Genomic DNA, 15,286 nt, shown 5'->3' with positions numbered 1-15,286 from the left:
GCAGAATCGGTAGGAGCCGTTCGTACGGGACGGCGAAAATCGACTCCCTGAGGTCCCGCGGTCCCCATGCCCCCCACTCTCGCCTCGCTCGTCCAGCATTCGGCGCTCAAACTCACGGTGCGTGCGGGGGCGGACCGGCTCGACGCGCCCATCCGCTGGGCGCACGCCAGCGAGCTGACCGACCCCGTCCCGTACATGGAGGGCGGCGAGCTCCTGCTCGTCACCGCCACCAACCTCGACGCCGGGAATCCCGAGGCGATGCGGCGGTACGTGCGGCGGCTGGCCGGGGCCGGAGTCGTCGGGCTGGGCTTCGCCGTCGGCGTCCACTACGACGACGTACCGCAGGCGCTGATCGACGCCGCCGAGGAATCGGGACTGCCGCTTCTCGAAGTGCCGCGCCGCACCCCGTTCCTCGCCATCGCCAAGGCCGTGTCGTCGGAGATCGCCGCAGATCAGTACCGGGCGGTGACAGCGGGGTTCGAGGCCCAGCGGGAGCTGACGAAGGCCGCACTCGCGGGCGACGGCCCCGGCGAAATCCTCACCCGGCTCGCCGCTCATGTCGACGGCTGGGCGGCGCTGTACGACGCCTCCGGCGCGGTCGTCGCCGCGGCCCCCGACTGGGCCGCCCGCCGGGCCGCCCGGCTCACCCCCGATGTGGAACGGCTGCGGGAGCGCCCCGCCCCGGCCAGCATGGTCGTCGGCGACACCGACGACCGGGTCGAGCTCCAGTCTCTGGGCACCGGCCGCCGGGTCCGGGGCGCGCTGGCCGTCGGTACGGGCGCGGCACTGGGCACCGCCGAGCGGTACGCCGTGCACTCGGCGGTCGCGCTGCTGACCCTGACCACCGCCCGCTCCCGGTCCCTCCAGGGCGCGGAGCAGCGACTGGGCGCGGCGGTGCTGCGCATGCTGCTCGCCGGCCAGCCGGACCACGCACGGGCCGTCGCCGGGGATCTGTACGGCGGGCTGCTCGACGCCCCGTTCCGGCTGCTCATCGCGGAGGCGTCCGCCCCCTCGACACCGGCCCCGCTCGGCGAGGCGATGGAGGCGGCGGCCTTCCGGACCGGAGAGACCCTGCTGGCCGTGCCCGAGGGTGAACGGCTCGTTGTCCTGGCCGCGGACGGCGGAGCGGCGGTCGCGGCCTGTGCGGCGTACGCGGAGGCACAGGAGGCCCAGGAGTCGCGGCCCCCGCGCGAACCGGCGACGGCGGAGGAGGGCCAGGTGGTCGTCGGTCTGTCCGCACCGGCGGGCCCCATCGCCGTCTCCGCCGCGTACAAGCAGGCGGAGCAGGCCCTGTCGGTGGCCCGCCGCCGGGGCAGGGCGCTGGTCGAGCACGAGGAGCTGGCGACCGGCTCGGTGCTGCCGCTGCTGGCGGACGACGCCGTACGGGCCTTCGCCGACGGAATGCTCCGCGCCCTGCACGAACACGATGCCAAGGGCCGCGGCGACCTGGTCGCCTCGCTGCGGGCCTGGCTCTCCCACCACGGCCAGTGGGACGCGGCAGCGGCGGACCTGGGAGTGCACCGCCACACCCTGCGTTACCGGATGCGCCGGGTGGAGGAGATCCTGGGCCGTTCACTGGACGATCCGGACGTCCGGATGGAGCTGTGGCTGGCGCTGAAGGCCACGAGCTCCCCGTCGACGCCGGAGCCGTAGCGGTTGCCGTCGTCGTCGGCGGAAGGGCAACGAGTTCCCCGCCGACGCCGGAGCCGGTGCCGTAGCCGCTGCCGGAAGGCCATGCGCCCCTGCTCACGCCGACGCATCCGACAAACCGGCGTGTACCCGTCGCGCTCTGCTCCACGCCGGACAAACGCCAGGTCGGCCGCACGGCCCTACGGTGGGGGCAACACACCCCACGACTCCGAAGGGCCGGAACCTCCATGACTTCCACCCACGCCTTCTGGCTCGCCGGCCGCCAGGCCACCGGCGAGGACAGCTTCGACGTCACCAACCCCTGGGACGGCCGTCTCGTCGGCACGGTCAGCGTGCCGACCGACGCGCAGATCGAGGAGGCCGTCGCGGCCGCGCACGCCGTGCGCGAGGAGTTCGCCGCGACCCCGGCCCACGTCCGGGCCGCCGCGCTCGATCACGTCGTACGGCGCCTGGTGGAGCGCACGGAGGAGATCGCCCAGCTGATCTCCGCCGAGAACGGCAAGCCCATCAAGTGGGCGCGCGGCGAGGTCGGCCGTGCCGTCTCCGTGTTCCGGTTCGCCTCCGAGGAAGCCCGCCGCTTCAACAGCGGTGACGCCCAGCGCCTCGACACCGACGCCGGTGGCACCGGCCGTCTCGGCCTGACCCGGCGCTTCCCGCGCGGCACGGTCCTCGGCATCGCACCGTTCAACTTCCCGCTGAACCTGAGCGCCCACAAGGTGGCCCCGGCCATCGCCGTCGGTGCCCCGATCATCCTGAAGCCCGCCCCGGCCACCCCGATCTCGTCGCTGATCCTGGGTGAGCTGCTGGCCGAGACCGACCTGCCCGCCGGTTCGTGGTCCGTGCTGACGGTCCCCAACGACCGGATGCCCGCCCTCGTCCAGGACGAGCGGCTGCCCGTGATCTCCTTCACCGGGTCCGCCCCGGTCGGCTACTCGATCATGGAGTCGGTGCCGCGCAAGCACTGCACCCTGGAGCTCGGCGGCAACGGCGCTGCGGTCGTCCTCGGCGACTACGCCTCCGACGAGGACCTGGACTGGGCCGCGACCCGTATCGCGACCTTCTCCAACTACCAGGGCGGCCAGTCCTGCATCTCGGTGCAGCGCGTCATCGCGGACGCCGCGGTTTACGACCGGCTCCTCCCGAAGATCGTCGCGGCCGTCGAGGCCCAGGTCACCGGCGACCCGTCCGACGCCGCCACCGACGTCGGCCCGCTGGTCAACGAGGACGCCGCCAAGCGCGTCGAGTCCTGGGTCGACGAGGCCGTGGAGGCCGGCGCCCAGCTGCTCACCGGCGGCAAGCGGGACGGTGCCACCTACGCGCCGACCGTGCTCGCCGAACTCCCGGACAACGTCACCCTCTTCTCCGAGGAGGTCTTCGGACCGGTGCTGTCCGTGCAGAAGGTGGACGGTGAGGCCCAGGCCTTCGCAGCCGTCAACTCCTCCAAGTACGGCCTGCAGGCAGGTGTGTTCACGCACGACCTGCAGACCGCCTTCCGCGCCCATCGCGCCCTCGAGGTCGGCGGCGTGATCATCGGCGACGTCCCCTCCTACCGCGCGGACCAGATGCCGTACGGCGGCGCCAAGCAGTCCGGCGTCGGCCGTGAGGGCGTCCGCTACGCCATGGACGACTACACCTACGAGCGCGTGCTGGTCCTCACCGGCCTCGCCCTGTAGGTCCGTGAACAGGATCGAACCGATCCACCAGCGTCGCCTGTGATCCGCCTGGACAGCACGACAGCAGGCGGCAGATGAACGGCCGGAGCCCACTGTGCGGGGGCTCCGGCCGTCTTCGTCTCTATCGGCTCCGACCTGCAAGTACCGCTGGATTTTGGCTGCTTCAAACAGGCGGCTGGGAAAACGGTGGGAAAACGGAGCTGGTCTCCCGCGATGGCGAGCAACGTTCCGCGTAGGAACAAGGACGGGGAGATCCACAGCTACCAGGTGCGGTGGAAAGGCGGCGGCACGCAGTCTGGTAGGCGGCAGACCGAACGCTTCGATGACGAGAAGTCGGCCCAGGTCTTCAAGGAGGCCGTTGACGAGGCCGGGCAGAACTGGCCCCCCCGGCTGGGTGAAGGGCGAGGAGTACATCGCCCCCACGGCTACCGACGAGCTGCGTTACCGCTTCGGCCGCTGGTCCCGAGAGTCCATCGAGAACCGTACGAGGGGGAACGCCTCAGGAAACACCTCAGGAAACACTGATCACGATGGTGCTCCGAGCGGTGTCAACTTTCGCCTGATTGTTGCGAGTAGGGGATTCGCAGGGACCATCGGGGTCAGGGCATCCATTATTCCGCCGATCTCCTGCAAAGCCAGCTCATTCTTGAGGATTCGTATGAGGCGACTGATGCACTCTGCGGCCGCTTGCTGCGATTCGGGAGATATGGCACTGCGTGCGGTGATCTGGACAAGCGTGGCCACCATTTGGCGTTGACGGCTTTGGTCTTCGTAGTAGAGGCGACTGGCTTCGTCTGCTGCCTGTTCGGCGAAAACTTCCCACGTGACGGTCGGCTGGCCGGCCGGTTCCTGTTGCGCCGACGGGGTAGCTGGCCCATTGCGTGCCGCCAGGGCGCCGGCAAATGCTTCCTGGGACCAGTTCTCCAGCAGCCCAACGTCTCCTCGCAAGTCCTGAAAGTTTGTGAGTAAGGGGCCGAATGAGCGCATTTCCAGGGGAACCACCGGGACGCCCTGGACATTGTCCGGACCCGGCAGCTCCGTCATGCCGCCGAAGGCGTAGTTCTGAGATCCGGATTCAATGGGTTGTTCACCCTGAAGAGCGGACGTGGCGTAAGTTTTCAAGATCTTCGCGTCCTCGGTGGCTATGTGCTCACCTTCCTTCATCGGGTTGACTTCCCCGTAGTGCCTCCAGAAGGCCTGATCGATTTTCTCGAAGTTCTCCCGCAGGAATTCTTGAGCACTTCCGGAAAGAGTGTGCCGTACCGATTCGAGACCGACGCGGGACAGTGCGGCGGTCTTGTTCTTTATCTGGCCGATGGAGAGTTCGGGACTGTTCTTGCGGCCCTTGTCGGCCAAGGCGGCCACCTGAGTGTAGAACAAGGCGCCGAACCCGCGCAGCTCCTCGCGATCCAAGTGCATCGTCTGATCATTCGCAAACGTGCTGGTCGCGTACATTTCAGCCAGAGTCGAACCGAATTCGAGTGACTTGGCGAGGTGTCTCTCTGAATGGTTATTCGTGGTGCGGATCTTGTTCCCGGAGCTGTTTTTACCGTCAGGTTCGTTGAGTGCTTTGGTGAAGAACCCTGCCATGCCATGCAGGGGAACTCCCACGGTCTGATGGACGAACAGCCCGTCACCGCCTGGTCCGCCGCGCTCCACGTGAGGGTTCTCGGGTGCCACTCTGGCCGTCTTGAACCCCTCTTTGGCGACATAGCCGTCGTCGGCAAAGAGAGTCTTCATCTCCTTCTCGGATTTCAGGGAGCCCGCGGTCGGGCCATAGAGCCGCCTGTGAGCATCCTCAAGATGATCGAGGGTGTCACTGAGGGGAGGGAACTCCTCGCCAGGCAGTACTGAAGCGGGTCCCGACACGATTTCCGCATTCGTGTAGAGCCCCGATTTGCCAGGGAGCCAGCGCGCATCCGAGACAACCTTGATGCCGCGCTGCTGATTTTCAACCAAGGTAAATCCGGTGCTGCTGCCACTCATGACGTTCGTGCCGCCGTGCCGGACGACGGGACGGTCGACCTCGATCTCCAGCCCGATCGCTCGTTGGACGGTGGGCCCCCCCGCTCTCGGTCGTTCGGTCTGCCTGGTTCTGTCCGTCGTCCAGGCGTCCACCCTGTGGGCTGGGGGCGCTCATCAGCCGTGTGGCGTTTTCTTCGGCCTCGCGTTCAAACCGGTCAGAGGGGTCGGAGACCTTCAGCCCCGAACCGTTGTCGGTCCCGGTGACGGGGCCTTGACGTTGCTGAATGACATGGGTCAGTTCGTGGGCCAAGGTGTGCTTGGTGCCGCCGTCGTCGCCGAGGACGATGTGGTTCCCGGAGGTGTAGGCGCGGGCGCCGATCTCGGCCGCGGACGCCTTCGCCGTGCTGTCGTTGTGAATGCGGACGTCGGAGAAGTCCGCATCGAGCCGGGCTTCCATGTCGGTGCGGGTCGCCTTGTCCAACGGCCGGCCTCTGGTGCGCAGGACCTCGTGCACCGCGGAGCGCTGCGCTGCGGGTCGTTCCGTCGTCTGGCCTTCCTGGTGGCCGCAGTCGGGGCCTTGCTGGTGCTGGTCGGATTGCGCTGCGAGATGGCCGGCCCGACGGAGCATCTGGACGACGGCGGCGTTCCCGATGCCGGCCTGAAGAGCGAAGAGGCCGAGAGGGGCCGTATGTGGCGTGGCCGCAGGCTTGAAGGAGGTGATGCGCCCGCTGTCGGCTCCGGTGGTTCGGTGGATCTCGTGATCGCGCAAGGGACCCTCTTTCCGGCGTGGGGCGTCCAACTCTTCCTGGATACGCGGTGAGCGTGCGCTGGTCCAGGTATCCAGGGGCAGTGTGGTCTGACCGGACGGGGCAACGCCTGGGCTCTCCGGGGCAGGTGCCCGAGAGGCGGTCAGACCGCAGAGCGTGAGGGGGTGACGAGCATCGAACTCGTGCTCCGGGTCGAGCGGCTCGGGCTGCGCTCGTCGGGCACAGCTACTCGGGCACCCCCGTTGGACAGGCTGCCGAGCGGATCGGTGACCGGCTGACCCGGGTCGTCTTCGTTGACTCCGGCGTGCCGACGCACGGGGCTTCGATGGCCTCCGCCTGGTGGCAGGGGCAGGCGGTCTTCGAGACGGCGCTCGCCGAGAACGGCGGCGACTGGGCGCCGATGACCGTGCCCGAGTACGCGGGGCAGGGGCTCACCGACGAGCAGATCGCCCGGGTCGTCGACGGCTCCATGCCGCACCCGGGCGCGTCGCTCACCGAGCCGGCCGTCCCGGAGCGGCCGCTCGGAGAGCTCCCGGCGACGTACATCAGGCGGGACGATCTGGCGTCGGCACTCCGTTCCGGCTTTCCGCTTGCTGCACTCGCGTAGCTGCACGTTTTCAGCCGGGTTCGAGACGACGCGTCCGCCCGCCGTCCCCGGGGGGGACGCGGCTTGTGCCTCCCTCTCCCGCACTCCGTGGCCGGCGGGGCTTGACCGGGCCCGACTAGTCGGGCAGGTGGTAGACGGCGAGGGCCGCGGTGTCGTCATGGAGGCGGTTGTCGCTGTAGATGAGGAGATCGTGGTGGAGGCGGTCGAGGAGTTCCCGGGGCTGGAGAGGACCCCAGGAGAGGACACGCTGGGGGAGGGGGTAGAAGGCCCCGGTGTGGTCGCGTGCTTCGGTGACGCCGTCGGTGTAGAGCAGCAACTGGTCGCCGGGACCGAAGGGGTACTCGTCGACCCGGTAGGCCTCTGTGAGGAGCATGCCCAGGTTGAGGGGTGGTGCGGGGTCGGCCGTCTCCAGCTCAGTGACCCCGTCGGAGCGGATGAGGAGGGGTGGGGGATGGCCGCAGTTGACGATGCGGACCACGTGGCGGCTGGGGATCTCCGCGAAGACAGCGGTGACGAAGCGCTCGCCCACATCGTTTCCGGCCAGGCGGGCGGCCCTGCGATTCATGCTCGTCTCCGCCCGGCGGGCAACGGCGGCGAGGTCGGGTTCGTCGTGGGCGGCCTCGCGAAAGGCGCCGAGGAGGGTGGCGGCCGTCTCGACGGCGGGGAGTCCCTTGCCGCGGACGTCGCCAATGACAATGCGGAGTCCGTACGTGGTGGGGACGGCCTCGTACAGGTCACCGCCGATGCGTGCTTCCGCGGCGGCGGACAGGTAAAGGGCTTCAACCAGAAGTGGGCCGATGCGGTGCGGGACCGGGCTGAGCAGGACACGCTGCGCGATCTCGGCCACGAAGCGCACGTTGGCGAGGGTGCGTTCCCGGCGCACGCGGTGGGCAGCCAGGATTGTTCCGAGGACGCCGACCACAGCGGTGCTCAGGTAGGTGGCCACGTAGTGGCGCTCCCACACGTAGCTCACCGGGCGGCCCGCGCAGCACGGGGTGCCGGCCAGGACCCCTTCGAAGGCGATCGCGAACACGGTGACGCCGGCGACGGCAGTGGGGCCGTGGGCGAAGGCGGCGATCACGGGGAGGGCGATGAGCAGGAAGCTCACCGGCCACTGCACGGGCGTAAGGGGTTCGAGCACCAGGATGCCCGCGATATAGAAGGCGGGCAGCCAGCGCATCCACGTGGGCGCGACCGGCACCTGCGGGCCCCCACCGCCGGGCGGCGCTGCCCAGTCGCTCACCGCCCCGGGGCGGCCCGGCCACCTCACGGCTCTCATTCCGTCGCGGAGCGAGCGGCGCGAGCACGGACGCTGCCCAGTCGGAGGACGGAACCGCCATGTGGGCCTGCATGCCGACGGTGCTCCTGGCGGCTCCACTCAAACAGCCTGTACACGCGGGACTCCTGGCACATGACGTGGTCAAGACGTCCATCCTGCTGCGCTGCAACGCTTCGGGCTGGTCATTGCTCCAGCCAATGGCATGTCAGGACCTTCGCGTGGGGCCGGCCCGCCGGGACCGGGTGGAAGGCCGTGCATGTCGGGATCGTGCCCCAGTCCTACCCGGTCAGGCCATGACCATCGTGTGGCCGCACCCGTGTGGCCATGGCCGCACCAGCGCGGACGCGCACGCGTACCCGCAGTTTCTGCTTCCCCCGCTCACGGCCTGGCCACCGTGTCACTGCGGGGCTGGCCAGTGGAGTGGCTCCCGACCCGATCGGCGTCCGGGGGATGGTGGGAGTGCCGGTAATCGGGTACATCAGGACAAGTAGCACCGGTTGGTACGGCTCGGCAGGCGCCCATGCGCGCTCCGCGCGGACCGGCCGCGTCCGCCCACCCCACAAAGCGGCGAGGTGAGCTCCTCATGTCCGCACCATCCGCTCCGAAGAACACACCCAAGGTCACTGAGCGTGAAGCGCGCCAAGTGGCCGAGGCCGCTCGCGAACAGGACTGGCACAAGCCCAGTTTCGCCAAGGAACTCTTCCTCGGACGCTTCCGGCTCGACCTGATCCATCCGCATCCGCTGCCGGCCGCGGACGACGTCCGGCGCGGCGAGGCGTTCCTCGCCCGGCTGCGCGATTTCTGTGAAACCAGGATCGACAGCGCCCTCATCGAGCGTGAGGCGAGGATTCCCGACGAGGTGATCAACGGCCTCAAGGAAATCGGCGCGCTCGGGATGAAGATCGACCCGAAGTACGGCGGCCTCGGCCTCACCCAGGTCTACTACAACAAGGCCCTCGCCCTGGTCGGCTCCGCCAGCCCCGCGATCGGTGCACTGCTCTCCGCCCACCAGTCCATCGGCGTACCGCAGCCGCTGAAACTCTTCGGCAGCCAGGAACAGAAGGACACCTTCCTGCCCCGGTTGGCCAGCACCGACATCTCGGCGTTCCTGCTCACCGAACCGGACGTCGGCTCCGACCCGGCCAGGCTCGCCACCTCGGCGGTTCCGGAGGGACCGGACTACATCCTCGACGGTGTGAAGCTGTGGACGACCAACGGTGTCGTCGCCGACCTCCTCGTCGTGATGGCCCGCGTCCCGAAGTCGGAAGGCCACAAGGGCGGCATCACGGCCTTCGTCGTCGAGGCGGACTCCCCGGGCATCACCGTCGAGAACCGCAACGCCTTCATGGGCCTGCGCGGCCTCGAGAACGGCGTCACCCGCTTCCACCGGGTCCGGGTCCCGGCCGCGAACCGCATCGGCCCCGAAGGCGCAGGGCTCAAGATCGCCCTCACCACGCTCAACACGGGACGGCTCTCCCTGCCCGCCATGTGCGTCGGCGCCGGGAAGTGGTGTCTGAAGATCGCCCGCGAGTGGTCGGCTGTCCGTGAGCAGTGGGGCAGGCCGGTCGCCCGGCACGAGGCTGTCGGCGCCAAGATCTCCTTCATCGCCGCAACCACCTTCGCGCTCGAAGCGGTGGTCGACCTCTCCTCCCAGATGGCGGACGAGAACCGCAACGACATCCGGATCGAAGCGGCCCTCGCCAAGCTGTACGGCTCCGAGATGGGCTGTCTGATGGCCGACGAACTGGTCCAGATCCGGGGCGGCCGGGGCTTCGAGACAGCCGCGTCCCTCGCCGCCCGCGGCGAACGGGCCGTCCCCGCCGAACAGCTCCTGCGCGATCTGCGGATCAACCGGATCTTCGAGGGCTCCACCGAGATCATGCATCTGCTGATCGCCCGTGAGGCCGTCGACGCCCATCTGAAGGTCGCGGGGGACATCATCGACCCCGACAAACCCCTTTCCGCCAAGGCGAAAGCGGGCGCGAACGCGGCCGGCTTCTACGCCCGCTGGCTGCCCAAGCTCGTCGCAGGTCCGGGACAACTCCCGCGTACCTACGGGGAATTCAACCCACCCGGACACCCGGACCTGTCCACCCATCTGCGCTATGTCGAACGCTCCGCCCGCAAGCTCGCGCGCTCCACCTTCTACGCCATGTCGCGCTGGCAGGGCCGGATGGAGACCAAGCAGGGCTTCCTCGGCAGGATCGTCGACATCGGCGCGGAACTCTTCGCGATGAGCGCCGCCTGCGTCCGCGCCGAACTGCTGCGCTCCTCCGACGACCACGGCCGCGAGGCCTACCGGCTCGCCGACACCTTCTGCCGCCAGTCCCGCGTCCGGGTCGAGGAACTCTTCACCCGCCTGTGGTCCAACACCGACGACCTGGACCGGCGCGTGGTCGACGGCGTCCTGTCCGGCGCGTACACGTGGCTGGAGGAAGGCATCATCGACCCGAGCGGCGAAGGCCCGTGGATCGCCGACGCCACTCCCGGGCCGTCCGTCCGGGACAACGTCCACCGACCCGTTCGCTGAACCGCGGACCATCGGGCGGGGCGCACGTCCACTCACCGGACGTACCCCGCCCGGCCGTGCGGGGTACGGCAGGATGACGGTCCGTGACCGTCATCCACATCCCCGGCTCCAAGTCCGTCACCGCGCGTGCCCTGTTCCTGGCCGCCGCCGCGAACGGCACCAGCACCCTCGTACGGCCCCTGCGCTCGGACGACACCGAGGGCTTCGCCGAAGGCCTCACGCGCCTCGGCTACCGCATCGGGCAGGAAGCGGATCGCTGGCACATCGAGGGCCGCCCCTCCGGGCCCGCCGTCACCGACGCCGACGTCTACTGCCGCGACGGCGCCACCACGGCACGCTTCCTGCCGACCCTCGCCGCGGCCGCCGCCTCCGGCACGTACCGCTTCGACGCCTCCGCCCAGATGCGCCGCCGCCCCCTCGCCCCGCTCACCGAGGCCCTGCGCACGCTCGGCGTCGACCTGCGCCACGACGCGGCCGAGGGCCACCACCCGCTGCGGATCAGCGCATCCGGCATCAGGGGCGGCGAACTCACCCTGGAAGCGGGCGAGTCCTCCCAGTACCTCACCGCGCTCCTGATGCTCGGACCGCTGACCGCTCGGGGGCTCCGGATCACCGTCACCGACCTGGTCTCCGCCCCGTACATCGAGATCACCCTCGCGATGATGCGCAGTTTCGGCGTCGAGGTGACCATCGGCAGCCACGACAACAACGTCCTCACCGTGCCACCCGGCGGCTACCGGGCCACCACCTACGCCATCGAGCCCGACGCCTCCACCGCGAGCTACTTCTTCGCCGCGGCGGCCCTCACCGGCAGTGAGATCACCGTCCCCGGCCTCGGCACGGACGCACTCCAGGGCGACCTCCGGTTCGTCGATGTGCTGCGCCGCATGGGCGCCGAGGTGCACACCACAGCCCAGTCCACCACCGTCAGCTCCGGCGGCACTCTCTCGGGCCTCACCGTCAATATGCGCGACATCTCCGACACCATGCCGACGCTGGCGGCGATCGCCCCCTTCGCCTCGGGTCCGGTACGCATCGAGGACGTGGGCAACACCCGGGTGAAGGAGTGCGACCGGTTGGAGGCCTGCGCCCAGAACCTCAGGCGGATGGGCATCACGGTCGGGACGGGCCGGGACTGGATCGAGATCCGCCCCGGCGCACCCCGCCCCACCGAGATCGCCACCCACGGCGACCACCGCATCGTCATGTCGTTCGCCGTTGCCGGCCTGCGGGTGCCGGGCATCACGTTCGACGACCCCGGTTGCGTACGGAAGACGTTTCCCGGGTTCCACGAGGCCTTCGCCGGGTTCGCGGAACTCACGAACCGTTAGGGTTCCTGGGCCCACGCCGTCTTTGGGAGTTCTCATGTCCACGCCGCCGCACCACCTGCCGACCTCCTACGGATCCGTTGCGTCGTGCCACATCTGCGGCGCGATACCGGCGGTCCATGCCGTGGTGCGTGGACACCGCGGGCTCGTCGTCACACTGCGCTTCCTGACCGAGGAGGGCGCCTTCTGCCGGACCTGCGGAACGGCCACGTACCGCAGGATGACCTCGGACACCCTCTGGCAGGGCTGGTGGGGTCTGCTGTCGGTGTTCGCCGCACCGGTCACGATGGTGATGAACATCGGCGCCCGCTCCCGGATCCGCGCCCTGCCCCACCCGGTGGGCAATCTGCGGCCCCAACTCGCCCCGGGGCGCCGGGTCCTGGCCCGGCCGCCCGCGCTGGTCATCATGGCCGCCCTGGTCGTGGCCCTGGGCGCGGTCGTGGTCCCGAAGCTGATTCCGCACACCCAGCCCACGTTCACCGCCGGTGACTGCATCCGCAACCATGCGAAATGGCCCGAGCAGGACCTCGAAGAGGTCGGCTGCAGTTCCCCCGAGGCCGAGTACTGGATCTCCGACGGGGACAAGTGCTGGGGCAAGGACTGGCTGCTGTACCTGGAGTACAGCGCGGAGAAGAAGACCCTGTGCGCTCACCCCATGTCGAAATGACCGCCCCGGCGACTCCACGGATCACGGCGGCCCGGTGGGCGAGGTTCCGCGTCAGGACGGCTGAGATCGGCCCCGGGCGGACTGCGCCCGCCCGGCGCGGGGGACGCACTGTCCACACTCACAGCCGATGCGGCAACAATGGGGGGCATGAGCGACAGCCCTGCCCCCCTCGCCGACCCGCACGTCGTCTTCGATGCCACGGAAGGCCCCCGGGATCTCGTCATCCTCGGCTCCACCGGCTCCATCGGCACCCAGGCCATCGACCTGGTGCTGCGCAACCCCGACCGCTTCCGCGTCACCGCGCTCTCCGCCGCGGGCGGCCGGGTCGCACTCCTCGCCGAGCAGGCGCGGCAGCTGCGGGTGCGTACCGTGGCCGTCGCCGCACCGGACGCCGTACCGGCTCTCCGCGAGGCGCTGCGCGAGCAGTACGGGGCGGGCGAGCCGCTCCCCGAGATCCTGGCAGGGCCCGAGGCCGCCACCCAGATCGCCGCCGGCGACTGCCACACCGTGCTCAACGGAATCACCGGATCGATCGGTCTCGCCCCCACACTCGCCGCACTCGAAGCGGGCCGCACGCTCGCCCTGGCCAACAAGGAGTCGCTGATCGTCGGCGGCCCGCTGGTCAAGGCGCTGGCCGAGCCCGGCCAGATCATCCCGGTCGACTCCGAGCACGCCGCCCTCTTCCAGGCGCTCGCCGCCGGGACCAGGGCCGACGTACGCAAGCTCGTCGTCACAGCGTCCGGCGGCCCCTTCCGGGGACGAACCAAGAGCGAGCTCGTGAGCGTCACCCGCGAGGAGGCCCTCGCGCACCCGACCTGGGCCATGGGACCGGTCATCACGATCAATTCCGCCACCCTGGTCAACAAGGGACTGGAGGTCATCGAGGCGCATCTCCTCTACGACATTCCGTTCGACCGGATCGAGGTCGTGGTCCACCCCCAGTCGTACGTTCACTCCATGGTGGAGTTCACCGACGGCTCCACCCTCGCCCAGGCCACACCCCCGGACATGAGGGGCCCGATCGCCATCGGCCTCGGCTGGCCCCAGCGCATCCCGGACGCCGCACCGGCCTTCGACTGGTCGAAGGCGTCCAGCTGGGAGTTCTTCCCCCTCGACAACGAGGCCTTCCCGTCCGTGGGACTGGCCAGGCACGTGGGCACGCTCGGCGCCACCGCCCCGGCCGTGTTCAACGCTGCGAACGAGGAATGCGTCGACGCATTCCTGGCAGGACGGCTGCCGTTCAACGGAATCATGGATACGGTCACGGCGGTGGTGGCCGAACACGGCACCCCCGCCACGGGAACTTCGCTCACGGTCGCAGACGTCCTCGAAGCGGAGACCTGGGCACGCGCCCGGGCCCGTGAACTCTCGGCGAAAGCGACAGCGGAGGCGCGCGCATGAGTATTACGACGGTCCTGTTGACGATTCTGGGCATCGTCGTCTTCGTCATCGGGCTGCTGTTCTCGATCGCCTGGCACGAGCTGGGGCACCTGTCGACCGCGAAGCTCTTCGGCATCCGCGTCCCCCAGTACATGGTCGGCTTCGGACCGACGGTCTGGTCGCGGAAGAAGGGCGACACCGAGTACGGGATCAAGGCCATTCCGGCCGGCGGCTACATCCGCATGATCGGCATGTTCCCGCCGGGTCCGGACGGGCGCCTGGAGGCGCGGTCCACGTCACCGTGGCGCGGCATGATCGAGGACGCCAGGTCCGCGGCCTTCGAGGAGCTCGAACCGGGTGACGAGAAGCGGCTCTTCTACACGCGCAAGCCGTGGAAGCGCGTCATCGTGATGTTCGCCGGACCGTTCATGAACCTGGTCCTCGCCGTCGCGATCTTCCTCGGTGTGGCGATGACCTTCGGGTTCCAGACCCAGACCACGGAGGTGGCGGGTGTCCAGAAGTGCGTGATCGCCCAGAGCGCGAACCGCGACACCTGTAAGAAGTCCGACCCGGTCTCGCCCGCACAGGCCGCAGGACTGAAGAAGGGCGACAAGATCGTCGCCTTCGACGGCCAGAAGGTCGACGACTGGGCCACGCTCTCCGACAAGATCCGCGACACCATCGGCCCCGCCACGATCACGGTCCAGCGCGACGGCCAGGAGCAGACCCTCCACGCGGTGCTGAAGAAGAACGCGGTGGCGAAGAAGGACTCCAAGGGGGAGGTGGTCCCCGGTCAGTACGTGACGGCCGGCTACCTCGGCTTCGCCGCCCAGACCGAGATCGTTCCGCTCTCCTTCGGCGACTCGGTCGTCCGCATGGGAGACATGATCGAGAGCGGCGTCGACTCGATCATCGCCCTGCCCTCCAAGATCCCGGACCTGTGGAGCGCAGCCTTCGGCGACGGTGAGCGCGCAGCGGACTCCCCGGTCGGCGTGGTCGGTGCGGCCAGGATCGGCGGCGAGGTGATGACGCTCGACGTCCCGGCGACGAACCAGATCGCGATGATGCTGTTCCTGCTGGCCGGCTTCAATCTCTCGCTGTTCCTCTTCAACATGCTGCCCCTGCTGCCGCTCGACGGCGGGCACATCGCCGGAGCGCTCTGGGAGGCCCTGCGCCGCAATGTGGCACGGGTCTTCAGGCGCCCCGACCCGGGCCCCTTCGACGTGGCCAAACTGATGCCGGTCGCCTATGTCGTCGCAGGTGTATTCATCTGCTTCACACTGCTGGTGCTGGTGGCCGACATCGTCAACCCGGTCAAGATCTCCTGATCTCCCGACCGGCCCGGTGAACCATGGGTGACGGCCCGGCACACAGCGTGTGTACGGGCCCGTCCCATTGCGCGGCACTCCCGGACGCGGTGTGCTCGGGGGTGTCGCCGGT

General features: G+C 69.3%; 11 protein-coding genes. 8 read left to right on the top strand and 3 right to left on the bottom strand.

What is annotated here, in order from left to right; genetic code table 11:
- The first annotated feature begins 66 nt into the window (after positions 1-66).
- Together ACZ7IB_RS34860 and ACZ7IB_RS34855 are read left to right on the top strand one after the other, a co-directional pair.
- A complete protein-coding gene (locus ACZ7IB_RS34860; RefSeq protein ID WP_470918123.1) occupies positions 67-1,653 on the top strand; it encodes a PucR family transcriptional regulator in 1,587 nt (528 codons plus the stop codon).
- A gap of 224 nt (positions 1,654-1,877) precedes the next feature.
- Complete coding sequence (locus tag ACZ7IB_RS34855; protein ID WP_470918121.1) at positions 1,878-3,323, top strand: aldehyde dehydrogenase family protein; 1,446 nt, start codon at positions 1,878-1,880, stop codon at positions 3,321-3,323.
- A gap of 525 nt (positions 3,324-3,848) precedes the next feature.
- Here ACZ7IB_RS34855 and ACZ7IB_RS34850 read toward each other — a convergent pair.
- Together ACZ7IB_RS34850 and ACZ7IB_RS34845 are read right to left on the bottom strand one after the other, a co-directional pair.
- The gene (locus ACZ7IB_RS34850; RefSeq protein WP_470918119.1) at positions 3,849-5,309 is read right to left on the bottom strand and encodes a hypothetical protein; all 1,461 of its coding nucleotides are present in this window, start codon (positions 5,307-5,309) and stop codon (positions 3,849-3,851) included.
- The gene (locus ACZ7IB_RS34845) at positions 5,275-6,057 is read right to left on the bottom strand and encodes an eCIS core domain-containing protein (RefSeq protein WP_470918117.1); all 783 of its coding nucleotides are present in this window, start codon (positions 6,055-6,057) and stop codon (positions 5,275-5,277) included. The genes ACZ7IB_RS34850 and ACZ7IB_RS34845 overlap by 35 nt, the downstream gene beginning before the upstream one ends.
- A 323-nt stretch (positions 6,058-6,380) precedes the next feature.
- Between ACZ7IB_RS34845 and ACZ7IB_RS34840 the strand changes: the two genes are divergently transcribed.
- Positions 6,381-6,662, top strand: a complete 282-nt coding sequence (locus tag ACZ7IB_RS34840; protein WP_470918115.1) for a hypothetical protein — start codon at positions 6,381-6,383, stop codon at positions 6,660-6,662.
- A gap of 115 nt (positions 6,663-6,777) precedes the next feature.
- Here ACZ7IB_RS34840 and ACZ7IB_RS34835 read toward each other — a convergent pair whose 3' ends face one another.
- On the bottom strand, positions 6,778-7,941 hold the full coding sequence (locus tag ACZ7IB_RS34835) for a PP2C family protein-serine/threonine phosphatase (protein WP_470918113.1): 1,164 nt from the start codon (positions 7,939-7,941) through the stop codon (positions 6,778-6,780).
- Positions 7,942-8,524: 583 nt separating this feature from the next.
- Here ACZ7IB_RS34835 and ACZ7IB_RS34830 point away from each other — a divergent pair.
- The 5 genes from ACZ7IB_RS34830 (at position 8,525) to ACZ7IB_RS34810 (ending at position 15,174) form a co-directional block, all read left to right on the top strand.
- Positions 8,525-10,471, top strand: coding sequence for an acyl-CoA dehydrogenase family protein (locus tag ACZ7IB_RS34830; protein WP_470918111.1), 1,947 nt, complete (start codon positions 8,525-8,527; stop codon positions 10,469-10,471).
- 83 nt (positions 10,472-10,554) lie between these two features.
- Entirely contained in the window at positions 10,555-11,802 is a 1,248-nt protein-coding gene (gene aroA, locus ACZ7IB_RS34825) for a 3-phosphoshikimate 1-carboxyvinyltransferase (protein ID WP_470918109.1), read from the top strand.
- Between the two features lie 34 nt (positions 11,803-11,836).
- Positions 11,837-12,466, top strand: a complete 630-nt coding sequence (locus tag ACZ7IB_RS34820) for an LppU/SCO3897 family protein (RefSeq protein WP_470918107.1) — start codon at positions 11,837-11,839, stop codon at positions 12,464-12,466.
- A gap of 147 nt (positions 12,467-12,613) precedes the next feature.
- Positions 12,614-13,867 (top strand): 1-deoxy-D-xylulose-5-phosphate reductoisomerase, encoded by a 1,254-nt coding sequence (dxr, locus tag ACZ7IB_RS34815; protein ID WP_470918105.1) that lies wholly within the window; start codon positions 12,614-12,616, stop codon positions 13,865-13,867.
- Positions 13,864-15,174 carry a M50 family metallopeptidase gene (locus tag ACZ7IB_RS34810; RefSeq protein WP_470918103.1) on the top strand — a complete coding sequence of 437 codons (1,311 nt, stop codon included), beginning with the start codon at positions 13,864-13,866 and terminating at the stop codon, positions 15,172-15,174. Before dxr ends, ACZ7IB_RS34810 begins: the two co-directional genes overlap by 4 nt.
- The last annotated feature ends 112 nt before the right edge of the window (positions 15,175-15,286 follow it).

The organism is Streptomyces sp. NPDC037301 (genome assembly GCF_055602785.1).
This window is presented reverse-complemented; position numbering and strand designations above follow the sequence as displayed.